Source organism: Tautonia rosea (assembly GCF_012958305.1).
Lineage (GTDB): Bacteria > Planctomycetota > Planctomycetia > Isosphaerales > Isosphaeraceae > Tautonia > Tautonia rosea.
Window position 1 is genome coordinate 32,800 of the sequence record NZ_JABBYO010000006.1, and the last position, 12,770, is coordinate 45,569.

Sequence of the window (12,770 nt, forward strand, 5' to 3'; positions counted from 1 at the left end):
CATCCGTGGCCGAATCCAGAACGATCAATCGTCTCGCCCACTGCTCCGATAGCAGGGCAAAAACCGCGCCGAGCGGGTCGAAACGCCTTCCCAAGTGCGCCTGCCGCATCGGCCGAGCGTGTCGGTCGGGATCGTGCGATCAAGCCGAGACGTGGGCGATGGCGTCGGCTTCGGAGTCGAAGATGGGGGCGACCTGGGCGATGCCGATGATTCGGGCTCCGACCATCACATCAGGATCGAGGTTGCAAAGCGCCATCTTCCCCTGGTGCTGCTGCAGCAACCGGCCGAGGTTCAGCAAGGTGGCAAAGGCGGTACTGCTGAGGTATCGGGTGTCTTGCAAGTCGACGACGATTCGGGTCCGTTGGTGCTGCTCGACCAGTGCCCGGAGCTGCGAACCCAACTCGACGGCGACCTCGGGATGACGAATTTCCCGAGCCTTGAGGCGAGCGACCGTGGCATGGTCCACATCCTCGGCGACGAACTGGGGCTCGAAAGCGTCGGACATGGGGGGCGGTTCCTGCACTTCGGGGAGTGGGGAGTTCTGATGGATGGATTGAACAATCGACCGCTCTACTTTAGCCCCGAGGGTTCCGGAACGCAACCGGCGGGGAGCCTTGCCGGGGGCTCCGGGATCTGGTAGTCCTGCATCGGTCGGATGGCAGGCGTCGGACCGGGCAAACCGGCCGATTCGCCCCCCGCGATGCCCGTCCCGATCGTTCTCGATCGCCCGCGAAGCGCTCTCTGAACCCACGCGAGACACACGCCATGACGCATCGAGCGAGCCGGCCCCCTTTGCTTGGCCTGGGAATTCTGATCGCGCTGACCCTGGGCGGTTCGGCGGCCCTGGCGGGCGGTACGAGGCCGCAGGATCGGCCGAACATCCTCTGGATTACCTGCGAGGACATCAGCCCGAACCTCGGCTGCTATGGCGACCCCTACGCCGTGACGCCGAACCTCGACCGCCTGGCCTCAGAAGGGGTTCGGTACACGAACGCCTTCGCCCCCATCGGCGTCTGCGCCCCGGCCCGCTCGACGATCATCACGGGCATGTTCCCCCCATCGATCGGCACCCAGCACATGCGATGCGAGGGACAACTGCCCGAGGGGGTACGGTGTTATCCCGAGTTTCTGCGAGAGGCCGGGTACCATTGCACCAATAACGTCAAGACCGATTATAACTTCACTCATTCCCCCGAAACCTGGGACGAGTCGAGCAACCGTGCCACCTACCGGAATCGGGAGGAGGGGCAGCCCTTCTTCGCCATCTTCAACTTCACGAGTTGCCACGAGAGCCAGATCCGCCTTCCCGAAGCTCAGTATCAGCAGCGCGTGGCCGACTTCTCGCCCGAAGAACGGCACGACCCGGCGCGTGCTCCCGTGCCCCCCTATCATCCCGACACGCCGGCCGTCCGACGCGACTGGGCACGCTATGCCGACATGATCACCTACATGGATAAACAGGTGGGGGAAGTTCTCCAGCAACTTGAAGACGACGGTTTGGCCGACGACACCATCGTCTTCTTTTATTCCGACCACGGCGCGGGGATGCCGCGAAGTAAGCGATGGCTCTACGATTCGAGCATTCGGGTGCCCCTCATCGTCCGATTCCCGGAGAAATATGCTCACCTGGCCCCGGCTGGTCCCGGAGAGACGACCGACCGAATAATCAGCTTCGTCGACCTCGCGCCGACCGTCTTGAGCCTGGCGGGCATTGAGATTCCCGAGCAGATGCAGGGTTCGGCCTTCCTCGGCGAGCACGAGGGCGAACCACGGACCTATGTGCATGGATTCCGGGATCGGATGGACGAGCGCTACGACCTCTTGCGGATGGTCCGCGACAAAAAATACAAATACATTCGAAACTTTCTTCCGCAAATGCCCTATTTCCACCATCAGTACATCGGCTACATGTACGAGATGCCGACGATGCGGGACTGGCAAAACCTGGCCGATGCCGGAGCCCTCAATGGGCCTGCCGCAACCTTCATGACGCTGTCGAAGCCGGTCGAGGAACTGTACGACGTCGAGGTTGACCCGTTTGAGGTGAACAACCTGGCCCTTGATCCCGAGTACCGCGAGACGCTCGACCGCTTGCGGGCCGAGCTTCGGCGCTGGCAAACGGAGATCATCGATCTTGGCCTTTTGCACGAGGCCGACATGCGAACCCGGTTCGGCTCGGGTTCGCCGTATGATGGGGCGAGGCGCGACCAGGCGAGCTATCCGATCGACCGGATGCTCGACGCGGCCGAGCTGGCCGGTCGAGGGGACCCTTCGGACGTGGCGACCCTGGCGGCCTTGCTCGATGACGAGGACTCGGGGATTCGCTGGTGGGGGGCGACGGGCCTGGCGATTCGGGGGGCGTCGAGCCTGCCGGTATCCGGTCGCCTGGTAGCGGCGCTGGACGACCCGAGCCCGTGGGTCCGGGTGGCCGCGGCTGATGCTCTCTGCCGGCTCGACCGGATGGACGAGGCGGTGCCAGCCTTGATCCTGGCGATGGGAGACGCGAACGATTGGGTCCGCCTGGCGGCGATCAACGTGATGGATCGCCTCGGAGATCGGGCGGCCGGGGCCGAGCCGTCGCTCAGAGCCGCGCTCGATGATCCCAACAATTATGTGGTCCGAGTGGCCGAACATGCGGTCGAGGCGTTCGACGACGCCGAGTGATCCGCTTGAGATCGAGGAATCGCCGATCCGCGATCGGGGCAAAGCGAGCCGACCCGTTTGGCGTTCTTCGAGAACGTGAGGACGGGAGCCAATCCCGATCGGATCGGTTGAAGGATTCGTGATGCGATCATCAAAAGGAACAGAGATGCTGACGCCGAGCCAGGAAGACCTTCGGATCATTACACTTGGTCCCGGCCGGGTCCGGTCGCCAATGGCCTCGGAGGCGAACGTCAAGTTTGTGGACGACCGAACCCGGGTGCGATTCCAGCAAGAAATCGGGCCGGACATCGCTGACCTAGGGGATCTCGGGTTTGAGAAGGCGGGGCCTCGTGAGCATCTGTTTTTCGATCCGAGTCGGGTGACGGCGGCCATAGTGACCTGCGGCGGCCTGTGTCCGGGGTTGAACAACGTCATCCGGTCCGTGACGCTCGAACTGCACTTCAACTACGGCGTGAGGCGGATTCTGGGGATTCGCGAAGGCTATCGCGGGTTGAACCCGGAGATCGCCTCGGAACCGAAAGTCTTGACCCTGGAGGGACTGTCGGAAATCCAGAACCTCGGCGGGACGGTCCTGGGAAGTTCCCGAGGTCCGCAACCGGCCGAGACGATGGTCGATTTTCTGGTCGATCGAGAAATCGACATGCTCTTTTGCGTCGGTGGCGATGGAACGATGCGGGGGGCGCATGCGGTCGTTGAGGAGGTTGCCCGGCGCGGCCTGCGCAAGGCGGTCGTGGGCATTCCGAAGACGATCGACAACGATATTCAGTACGTGTCCTCCTCGTTCGGCTACTCGACCGCCCTGCAAAAAGCCGAGGAGGTGATCCGAGGGGCGCACGTCGAGGCGAAGGGAACCCCGAACGGCATCGGCCTGGTGAAACTGATGGGCCGCGATGCCGGGTTCATCGCCGCCGGAGCGGCGTTGGCCAGCACCGAGTCGAACTTTGTCTTGATTCCGGAGATTCCCTTCCCGCTGGAGGGTTCGGGCGGCTTCCTCGACGCCGTCGAGCAGCGCATCCGGCGCCGGGGTCACGCGGTCATCGTTGTGGCCGAAGGGGCGGGTCAACACCTGTTCGAAGGAACGGAGCTGGGGCGCGATGCCTCCGGAAATCGGAAATATGTGGACATTGGGACATTCCTCCGCGATCGGATCACACAGCATTTTGCCGAGGTTGGCCTGGAGTTGAATCTCAAGTACTTTGATCCGAGCTATCTGATTCGGAGCGTTCCAGCGAACAGCCGAGACCGGATTCTCAGCGATCAGTTCGCCCGCGCCGCCGGCCACGCGGCGATGGCGGGAAAGACCGACGTGGTGATCGGCTTCTGGGGAGAAACGATGGTTCACGTGCCGATTCGAACGGTTGTTTCCGGCAAGAAGCGGATCGACGTGAGGGGCGACGGCTGGAACTCGGTCCTTAACGCCACGGGACAGCCGCGCTGGTGAGGGAGCAAAACCGGAGCATCCTGATCGATCAGCCAAGTTCCTCGGGATCGACGTACGAGCGGCCGACCAGGGACTCGGGCAAGCAGGTCATGGCCTCTCGGGCGGCCGGATCGTCGTGAACGTAGCGATAGCCTTTGCCGTATCCGGCTGAGGCCATCAAAGGGGTGACGGCGTTGCGCAGGTGGAGCGGCACGGGAAGGTTCGCCGTCTCGGCCGCATCCTTCGCCGCGGCCTGGTAGGCGCGTTTGATCAGGTTCGACTTGGGAGCGCGGGCGAGATACAGTGTGGCTTGCGACAGGGGATAGAGGGCCTCGGGCAGGCCGATCAGTCGGGTGATCTCGGCCGCGGCGTGAGCTTGCACCATCGCATTCGGATCGGCCAGGCCCACATCTTCACTGGCGAGAATGCAAAGTCGACGCGCGATGAAGATTGGATCGGCCCCGCCTTCGATCAGGCGAGCCAGCCAGTAGAGCGCGGCATTCGCATCGGAATTCCGCAAACTTTTGATGAGGGCCGACGCCAGGTTGTAGTGGTCTTCCCCCCCTTTGTCATAAGCGAATCGCGAGCGGCCGAGGGCCTCGACGATGGTGGACTCATCCACGAGGCGCTTGCCGTCCTTGCCCGGCGCAATCGACAATACCGCGGCTTCAAGCGCCGAGAGGGCGACACGGACATCCCCGCCGGAAAAGCGGGCCAAGCGTCCCAACTCGGCCCCTGGCACGTCGGGATGGAGCGAGGCCAGGCCGCGATCGGGATCGTCGAGCGCTCGCCGCAGGAGGGACACGATCTGCGACTCATCCAGCGGGTGGAGGATGACCGTCTTGCATCGCGAGAGCAAGGCGGCGTTGACCTCGAACGACGGGTTCTCGGTCGTCGCTCCCAGGAGCGTGACCGTGCCGTCCTCGACGGCGGGCAACAGGGCGTCTTGCTGGCCTTTGTTGAAGCGGTGAATCTCATCAATGAACAAAAGTGTATGTAAAAAATGACGACGAGCGTCGCGGGCGGTTGCAATGGCCTCGCGAAGCTCCTTGACCCCGGAGAGCACCGCCGAGAGCGGTGCGAACCGCGTCCGATCCCGGCGCGCCAGCAACCGGGCCAGGGTCGTTTTTCCCGTACCGGGAGGCCCCCAAAGAATCATCGACGGAATCCGCCCCGACCCCTCGACGAGCCGGCGGAGCATCTTGCCGGGGCCGATCAGATGCTCCTGGCCGACGAACTCATCGAGCGACCGGGGACGCATCCGATCGGCAAGCGGCGCATTCGGGTCGACGGCATCAGTATCGTCGTCGTCGGGCTCGTCGAATAGGCTCTGGGTCTGCTCACGGGGCATGGGCGGGGCCTCGTGGTGTGTTCACGGGGAGGATGTTGCTTCGGCCTCCGTCACCGCGGTTTCGGCGGCGGGGGCGTCGTCTTCGGGTTTTTCAAAAATGATGATGTGTTGCCAGGGGAGAAAGTCGAGCACTTCCTTCAAGCGGAAGCCGTTGGGCTCGACCTCGGCGCGGGCCTGGGCGAGGGTCATCTTGTGCTCGGGTTTGATCGGGACGTTCGGGTCCTCGGCGCGGAACTCGACGAGCACCAGCCGACCGCCGGGCTTCAACGCGGCTCGGAGGCCTCGAAGCGTGGTTTCGGGATCGGAGACCTCGTGGTAGACATCGACCATCAAGATCAGGTCGATCTCACCGGGAGGCAGGCCGGGGTCGTCCTGGGTGACGAGCACGGGCTTGACGTTGCTGATCTTCGCCTGCTTGGCCCGCTGCACCAGCATCCGGAGCATCTGCGGCTGCACGTCGGTGGCGTAGACGATTCCTTCGGGGCCGACGCGCTGGGCCATCTTCAAGGCGTGGTAGCCGACCCCCGCGCCGACGTCGGCCACGGTCATGCCAGGCTCGATCTTGAGGGAGTCAAGCATCTCGTCGGGCCGTTCTTCCTGCACTCGGGAGGGCCGCATCAGCCAGTTGGCCCCGAGGTAACTCATCACCTCGGCAATCACCCGGCCGCGGTAGGTACCGTCGTGAAGGTGATGACCGTGGTCGTGGTCGTGGTCGTGGTCGTGGTCGTGCGTCGGAGTTTGCGGTCGGGGCTGATTGGCAGGTTTCTGGACTTGCTGTGCAAGAACGGGACTGGCCAGGAGCAGGAACATCAGGGCCAGACCAGGGCGAACCGGCGATGCGAGGCGGGGCATGATGGTATCCTCATCGGCTCGGGATCGTCGAGGGACGGCAATCCGTTCCCCTCGCCGATCATGGTAGGCGACGATCGCCTCGGGGACCAGTCGAAGCGAAGAAAGGTAGCAAACCGATGGCATCGCGTCGGCAGCTCTGGACGGTTGGCTATGGAGCCTGGGCGGCTTCGGTGCGGGCGGATCGGCTGGTCAAGGCTCTGGTCGATCGGGGGATTACCCGGCTGGTCGATGTCCGGATCGCCCCGTGTTCGTCCGACCTCGACCCGAAGCGGACCTACGGCCCTCGTCCCTGGCATCTTCACGCAGGAGAAGCAGGGATCAACACGCTGCTCGGTCAATCGGGGATTGCGTATGAGTGGATCGTCGAGTTGGGCAACCCGCAACGGCAGGACCCGAGCATGGCCGTCCTTCGTGCCCATCTGGCCGACCCCTCCGGAGACTGGCCAGTGCATCGCGGCCTGGCTCGCCTGGCCGATCGAGTCCGGCAACCAGGGGCGGTGGTCTGCTTACTCTGCGCCTGTGCCGAGGCGAACCGGTGCCATCGAACCGTGATTGCGCACGCACTGAACGATCGGTCCTTCTCGGGAGAGCTGGAAATTCTCGATGTACGGGCAGGAGGCAGGAGGCACTAGGAATCGCGTGAGAGAGACGAATGCACATCAGCGGAAAAAGGCGAGGACAATTTCCATCGCGATCAGCAGGATGATGATCAGTTCCAGGAACTCGGCGCGGCGGTGGCCGGCCTGAGAGAGGAGCAGGTCGTAGACGTTGCCCACGGTTTCGAGCTTGCGGCGGATCGAGTTCTGCCACTCTGAAAGGTGGAACCGGGCGGAGGCGAGGTCGTAGATCCGCACCAGATATTGATCGCCGATCAGCTTCAGGGCATTATCGGCCCGCTCGAACAGGCTGGTGGCCTCGATCTCCAGCTCGCGGACCTGGCGGACGGCGTCGTTGTGCGTGGGAGACCAGACCATCGGCAGGCGGACTCGGGGACGATCAGGGTGAATGGTGGCGTAGGCACGTTCGATCCGGTCGTCGAGGCGGTCGTCGATGTGTCGATATTCGAGCAACTGAACATTCGCGAATTCGAGGACCTGAATCGTGTCGTCGCAATCGCGGTCGGCCACGACGGCGGCGGCCCAGTCGATCACGATGGCGTCGTTCGGCGCGTAGGAGAGCGAAAGCCGGGTGGCCTCCTGGATCTCCTGCGGCGACATCGAGCCGGCTTCGAGCCGGACGAGCCCGGCCAGCCATTCGCGACGGGTGTCGAGCCAGTCGGGAGAGGCCTCGCCGAGCTGGAAGATGACGTATTCCTCGCTCAGGTCGCTCACCTCGAACTCGGTGACGACCGGCCGGATGCGGTCGAGCCAGGGGGCGAGCACCAGCCGGGCCGAGGCGGTCAGGTCGGCCGGTTCGGCCAGCTCTCCGGCCAGGGTGAGCAACTCGTCGGGGGTCATGCTGACCGGGAACCGGAAGACGAGCGAGATGGCGCCGAAGTCAAACAGCGAGAGGTCGGCCCGGGGCGGCTCGACCGATCGGGCCGGGGCCGGCAGGGCCACGCCCGAGGCGTCGAGCGTCAGCCGAAGCGGGGCAGGGCGATACCGGATCGATTCGGGGGTCCGGCGCCTTCGGGTCAGGCCGCCCGCCTCTCCCGAGAGCAACGGCCGGGCTCGCTCCAGGTCGATCTCGTACCCGAGGTCGAAGGCAAAGGCCAGGTGGATGATCGCGTCAATCGGCGTGTCAGGGTCCATGAGCAGCGGCCGTCCAAAGGAGGGTGGAAGGAAGAGGACAGGATCAGGTCTTCGCCAGGGTTTCGGGTTCGGAGGTCCGCCACCATTGCGCGGCGAGGGTGGCATTCCAGTGCTCGGCGCACGAGCAGTCGGCCAGAGCCTGGCCAAGGGCCTCGGCCGTCGGGAACCGGTTGAGCGGATCTTTCGACAGGCAGCGCAGGACGACCCGTTCCAGGTCCTCCGGCATCGACTTCCGGAGCCGAGAGGGAGGGACGACCGGATCTCTCGCCACGGCGGCCATCACCCGCAACGGGGTGTCTCCCAGGTGAGGCGGCCGGCCGGTCAGCAGGTAGTAGGCGACGGCGCCGAGGGCGTAGAGATCGCTGCGGAGGTCGAGCCTCGGGTCGCCGGTCGCCTGTTCCGGAGACATGTAGAGCGGCGTGCCCGTAACGACGTCGAGCCGGTCGATACCGGTCTCGGCCGAGTCGCCGCCGACGGTCTTGACCAGGCCGAAGTCGAGCACCTTGGTCACGTCGCACCGTCCTCCTCGAATGGCAGCGAACAGGTTCGCCGGTTTCAGGTCGCGGTGGATCATTCCGGCCGAGTGGGCCTCGGCCAGCGAGTCGCACGCCTGGCGGAGCAGGTAGGCAACCCGTCCCGGATCGAGCGGCCCGTGACGTTCGACCAGGGTATCGAGCGGCAAGCCGCGAAGGTATTCCATCACATAATAGAACGTGCCGTCCTCGGTCCGGCCGTAGTCGTAGACCTCGATCGTGTTCCAGTGGGTCAGGCGGGCCATCGCGCGGACTTCCAGCTCGAACCGGCGCAAGACGACCGGGTCGCCCGCGCGGTCGGGTCGGATGAGCTTGATCGCGCAGGGGCGCTTCAAGAGCTTGTGCTCGGCCAGATGCACCTCTCCCATGCCGCCGCCGCCGATTCGATCGCGCAGCACATACTGGCCAAGCCGTCGAGCCTCGAAGGCTTCGACCCGCAAGGCGTTGATCAAATGGGTGCCGTAGACGGCGATCAGGACTGCGAGAAACAGGATGAGCAGGTTGGTCGAAATCTGCTCGAAGGTCGCCAGTTGCTCGACCATTGACTGTCGGCCGGCGGTCCGAATCATCACCGACATTTGCACCAGGCCGGTAATCGCGAAGATCAGGCCGACGGCAATGGCGGCACGTCGCCACCGGTTCGGAATAAAAAGCCCGTAGAGAATAATTAAAATCATCACATAGATAACCGTCATCTCGACACTGGCAATCAACCGTCCGGCGGCCTGAACCAGGGCGCTGATGGTGGCCAGGTCGGGCGGAGACTCGCTGGCAAGCGTGTTGCGGATGACCGTATCGCCCCGCTCGATCCATCGGGTGGTCGAGGCGAAGTGCAAGGTGCCGAAGAAGGCCAAAGCGGAGCTGAACAGGGCAAATTCGAACTGGCGAAGCCGCTGCATCGACCAGTCGTTCCGCTCCGAGAGCAAGGCGATCAGGGCCCCCTGCGTCACCAGGGCCACCGCGTGAAAAATCCGGACGAACAGGTTCACCCCGGCGGATCCGGGGTCGAGAAACTGGTTGCGCACGAAGAAGGCGCCGAAGCCCGTCAGCAAGATGATCGCCACCGCCCTGAGCCGCACACAAAGCAACAGCCGCGTCTCGTCCGACAGATCGACCGCGCCCTCGACGACCTCGACCGGTCGGCCGTCTTGCTGGCTTTGCCCCCCCGAGACTCCCGAGGACTCGGGAGCGTTCGCGGGAACCTCGCCGCGCTCGATGGCCTCGGCGGTGGCCAGATCGATGGTTTCGGCCAGTCGGTCGGTCGCGTTCCGGAGGTGTTCGGATCGAGGCGATTCCATCAGTACGGCTCAGAGGTGCGGTCGATCGAGCGAAGGGGACAGCCTCGGGGATCGCGACCCGCCGAAGCTCGTCGCAAGGTCTGGGAGATCGACCCGAACGGGGGGGGAGGGCCGATGGATCACGATCACGGTCAAAACGCGCCTTGATCTCCAGCGAGGACGGCTGGGGTCTTCGACGCGGTCCCTTGGGGGGGCTTGGCCTTTGAGTGTCTGGGGGCTGCGTCGTGGCCCCTTCAAGCGGTTGCTCAAGGCCGTTCGGGAGCTCGCGTCGGGGCGGTCACTCCAAGGTCGGAGGTTCGTCGGATGTTCGGAACGGCGATGCGCGACGGTCGTCGAGGGAACGCCGGGCGTCTCGACCCGTGAGCGTCGGGCCGACTCAGAAGCCGTCCTGAGACCCCTCGGTGCCGACCCGAACACTCCTCGCCCTGACGATCATCCGGACTGCGAGCCCCGGTTGCAACGCCAAGGCGTCGGTGGCTTCGGTTGTGATGCGGACACTCCATCGTACCGCGCCGGTGGTCACAATCACCTCGGTCAAGGCGCCAAGCGGCACACAACGCTCAACCTCGCCGGGAATCAGGTTTCGCGCACTGAGCCCGGCGACTGGCCCGAGCAGCAGGTCAATCTCATCGGCCCCGACCGAGACGACGACCTCGGCCCCGATCGGGTGATTGACCTTCGGGACGATCAGGTCCGGGCCGCCGTCGAGGAGCAGGCGGGTCGAGTGTTCCTCGTGCCCGGTCACGATCCCTCGCAACGTGTTGGTCTGAGAGTCTGCCCGAGTCGTCCCATTCCCGTCGTCCCGCAGGGAAAACCGCCGGCTCAGAAGGTCACCGGGGGGGCCTTCGGCGACGATCCGGCCCCCGTCGAGCAGCAGCAGGCGATCGCCGAGGCGCGAGGCCTCGGCCGGGCTGTGGGTGACATACAGCACCGGCACCCCTTCGCGGCGCTGGATGCGGCGAAGGCGATCAACCAGGGCGTCTCGGGCGTCCAGATCCAGGGCGCTGAACGGCTCGTCGCAAAGCAGCAGCTCGGGCCTCGGCGCCAGGGCTCGGGCGAGCGCGACCCGCTGCCGTTCCCCTCCCGAGAGTGTGCTCGGCCGCCGATCGAGCAAGGCGTCGACCCCGCAGAGCGCCGCCACCTCGGCCAGACGGCCCTGGGCGTCTCGCCTCGGCCACCCGGCCAGGCCAAACCGGAGGTTGCCCGCGACACTCAGATGAGGAAAGAGCCGGTCGTCCTGAAAGATCATGCCGATCCGACGCCGTCGCAGCGGCTCGCAGACCCGCGTGTGTCGATCGAGGAGAAGCCGGCCGCCCAGGCGGACCCGGCCTTCGTCCGGTTGATCGAGCCCGGCAATCAGGCGCAGCAAGGTCGTTTTCCCCGCCCCCGACCGCCCGAACAGCACGACCACCTCGCGGCCGACGGTCACGGTTGCGTCGAGCACCAATCCGGGATGCACCCGATGCCTCACGGAGACCTCCAGCAGCGGGAGGCCATTGCCCGGGGCTCGGGAATCATCGGTCGTTGAGGGAAGCTCCCGATCTGGCCGTTCCGAAGGTTCGGAATCGGGGGGATCAGGCCGGGGCGTTCCTCGGTTCCTCAGAGGAAGGGAGTGGTTCATTCGCTCGGCTTCAAGGGCGTGCGCTCCGGTTTCGAGGAGCCGGGCATGACCCGATTGACCACAATCAAGAGCACAATGGCCACCGACGCGATCAGGGTCGAGAGCCAGGCCGCGGTGGCCGGTTGCCCGGCCTCGACCGAATCATAAATGGCCATCGCCGCGGTGCGGGTCCGGCCGGGAATGTCGCCGGCGACCATCAACGAGGCGCCGAAGTCTCCCAGGGCTCGGGCAAAGGCGAGCAAGGCTCCGGCCAGAAGCCCTCGCCAGGCCAGCGGGAGCGTCACCCGAAGCAAGACGCTCGACTCGCGTCGGCCGAGCAATCGGGCCGCGTCTTCCAGCCCCGGATCGACCGCCTCGATCGCCCCCCGAGCCGGTAGCAGGAACAGCGGAAAGGCCGCCACGGTCGCCGCGATCACCAGCCCCGACCAGTGAAAGACCGGCACCCCGCCGAACAGATGCTCCAGCACCCTCCCCACCGGCCCCTGGCGTCCGAGCATCAACAGCAAAACGTAGCCGAGGACCGTCGGCGGCAAGACCAGCGGCAGCGTCATGAGCCCTGTGAGCAACCCTTTACCCGGAAACCGCCCCCGGGCCAGCAGAATCGCGATCGGCAGACCGACAACGACCACCGTCAGGGTCGCCAGCAGCGCCACCCGGATCGACAGCAGCAACGGCCCGATCGTCTCGATGCTCACCACCACGCGATTGATCGCTCGCCCGAATCGATTGCGAATCGTTGCTCCCGAGAGACGCTCGACGCACTCTTACCCTAACCGCCCGCCCGGAACCGGGAAACCCCTCGCCCGATCTTCCGACGCCCCCACCGCCCTGTGGACCCCGACCGCCCCCGACCGCCATGATGGCCCCAATGAGGTCCCTGAACCTCGGTCGCGATGGGGCTCCCTCCTCGTGTGAGGGAACGTCGTCCCGCTCGATACGGTTTGCACTCTCTGCCTCCAGCCTCCGGCTCCCTCTCCCCCTCCCGTGGTGGCGAGGGATCAATCCGGCTCCCTCTCCCCCGCCCGTGGGGGAGAGGGCCGGGTGAGGGTGCCTTGTTCAGGACGCACGACCTTGCGATCGAACCTCCAGCCCCCTCACCCGGCCTTGCGGCCACCTTGTTCCCCCGCTTGCGAGGGAGAGGACTGGCAATCTGCCCCCCTCTCTCCACCCAGCGGGGACGAGGGCCGGGGTAAGGGGTCCTCGTCCGGATCGCAATCAGCGCAGTTGCCCTGGAGCGATCACGAGACGACGATCAACGATCTCATGCAACGTTGCCACCC

Annotated in this window: 10 protein-coding genes; 3 read left to right on the plus strand and 7 right to left on the minus strand. The window is 65.2% G+C overall.

All coding sequences use genetic code 11. The annotated features are described in order from the left end of the window. Positions 1 to 139 precede the first annotated feature (139 nt). On the minus strand, positions 140 to 505 hold the full coding sequence (locus HG800_RS11965; protein ID WP_169976870.1) for an STAS domain-containing protein: 366 nt from the start codon (positions 503 to 505) through the stop codon (positions 140 to 142). Between the two features lie 260 nt (positions 506 to 765). On the opposite strand from HG800_RS11965, the gene HG800_RS11970 reads away from it, so the two are divergent. Next, a complete protein-coding gene (locus HG800_RS11970; RefSeq protein WP_169976871.1) occupies positions 766 to 2,664 on the plus strand; it encodes a sulfatase-like hydrolase/transferase in 1,899 nt (632 codons plus the stop codon). Between the two features lie 145 nt (positions 2,665 to 2,809). After that, complete coding sequence (locus HG800_RS11975; protein ID WP_169976872.1) at positions 2,810 to 4,105, plus strand: ATP-dependent 6-phosphofructokinase; 1,296 nt, start codon at positions 2,810 to 2,812, stop codon at positions 4,103 to 4,105. Between the two features lie 28 nt (positions 4,106 to 4,133). On the opposite strand, the gene HG800_RS11980 is transcribed toward HG800_RS11975, so the two are convergent. Both HG800_RS11980 and HG800_RS11985 read right to left on the minus strand, forming a co-directional pair. Then, entirely contained in the window at positions 4,134 to 5,435 is a 1,302-nt protein-coding gene (locus tag HG800_RS11980) for a replication-associated recombination protein A (RefSeq protein ID WP_169976873.1), read from the minus strand. Between the two features lie 21 nt (positions 5,436 to 5,456). Further along, the gene (locus HG800_RS11985) at positions 5,457 to 6,410 is read right to left on the minus strand and encodes a class I SAM-dependent methyltransferase (RefSeq protein ID WP_235963636.1); all 954 of its coding nucleotides are present in this window, start codon (positions 6,408 to 6,410) and stop codon (positions 5,457 to 5,459) included. Here HG800_RS11985 and HG800_RS11990 point away from each other — a divergent pair. Further along, positions 6,404 to 6,919 carry a DUF488 domain-containing protein gene (locus HG800_RS11990; RefSeq protein WP_169976874.1) on the plus strand — a complete coding sequence of 172 codons (516 nt, stop codon included), beginning with the start codon at positions 6,404 to 6,406 and terminating at the stop codon, positions 6,917 to 6,919. The two genes, HG800_RS11985 and HG800_RS11990, sit on opposite strands and share 7 nt — an antisense overlap. 27 nt (positions 6,920 to 6,946) lie before the next feature. Here HG800_RS11990 and HG800_RS11995 read toward each other — a convergent pair whose 3' ends face one another. The 4 genes from HG800_RS11995 to modB all read right to left on the minus strand — a co-directional run bounded on the left by HG800_RS11995 (position 6,947) and on the right by modB (position 12,185). Beyond that, entirely contained in the window at positions 6,947 to 8,038 is a 1,092-nt protein-coding gene (locus HG800_RS11995; protein ID WP_169976875.1) for a hypothetical protein, read from the minus strand. 43 nt (positions 8,039 to 8,081) lie between these two features. Continuing rightward, on the minus strand, positions 8,082 to 9,869 hold the full coding sequence (locus HG800_RS12000; RefSeq protein ID WP_169976876.1) for a serine/threonine-protein kinase: 1,788 nt from the start codon (positions 9,867 to 9,869) through the stop codon (positions 8,082 to 8,084). A gap of 376 nt (positions 9,870 to 10,245) precedes the next feature. Further along, a complete protein-coding gene (locus HG800_RS12005) occupies positions 10,246 to 11,340 on the minus strand; it encodes a molybdenum ABC transporter ATP-binding protein (protein ID WP_169976877.1) in 1,095 nt (364 codons plus the stop codon). 146 nt (positions 11,341 to 11,486) lie between these two features. Continuing rightward, on the minus strand, positions 11,487 to 12,185 hold the full coding sequence (gene modB / locus HG800_RS12010) for a molybdate ABC transporter permease subunit (protein WP_169977146.1): 699 nt from the start codon (positions 12,183 to 12,185) through the stop codon (positions 11,487 to 11,489). Positions 12,186 to 12,770 lie beyond the last annotated feature (585 nt).

What these genes read in the sequence shown, in the direction of transcription:
- HG800_RS11965 (WP_169976870.1), bottom strand. Translation starts at nt 505, where the DNA reads ATGTCCGACGCTTTCGAGCCCCAGTTCGTCGCCGAGGATGTGGACCAT.
- HG800_RS11970 (WP_169976871.1), top strand. Translation starts at nt 766, where the DNA reads ATGACGCATCGAGCGAGCCGGCCCCCTTTGCTTGGCCTGGGAATTCTG.
- HG800_RS11975 (WP_169976872.1), top strand. Translation starts at nt 2,810, where the DNA reads ATGCTGACGCCGAGCCAGGAAGACCTTCGGATCATTACACTTGGTCCC.
- HG800_RS11980 (WP_169976873.1), bottom strand. Translation starts at nt 5,435, where the DNA reads ATGCCCCGTGAGCAGACCCAGAGCCTATTCGACGAGCCCGACGACGAC.
- HG800_RS11990 (WP_169976874.1), top strand. Translation starts at nt 6,404, where the DNA reads ATGGCATCGCGTCGGCAGCTCTGGACGGTTGGCTATGGAGCCTGGGCG.
- HG800_RS11985 (WP_235963636.1), bottom strand. Translation starts at nt 6,410, where the DNA reads ATGCCATCGGTTTGCTACCTTTCTTCGCTTCGACTGGTCCCCGAGGCG.
- HG800_RS11995 (WP_169976875.1), bottom strand. Translation starts at nt 8,038, where the DNA reads ATGGACCCTGACACGCCGATTGACGCGATCATCCACCTGGCCTTTGCC.
- HG800_RS12000 (WP_169976876.1), bottom strand. Translation starts at nt 9,869, where the DNA reads ATGGAATCGCCTCGATCCGAACACCTCCGGAACGCGACCGACCGACTG.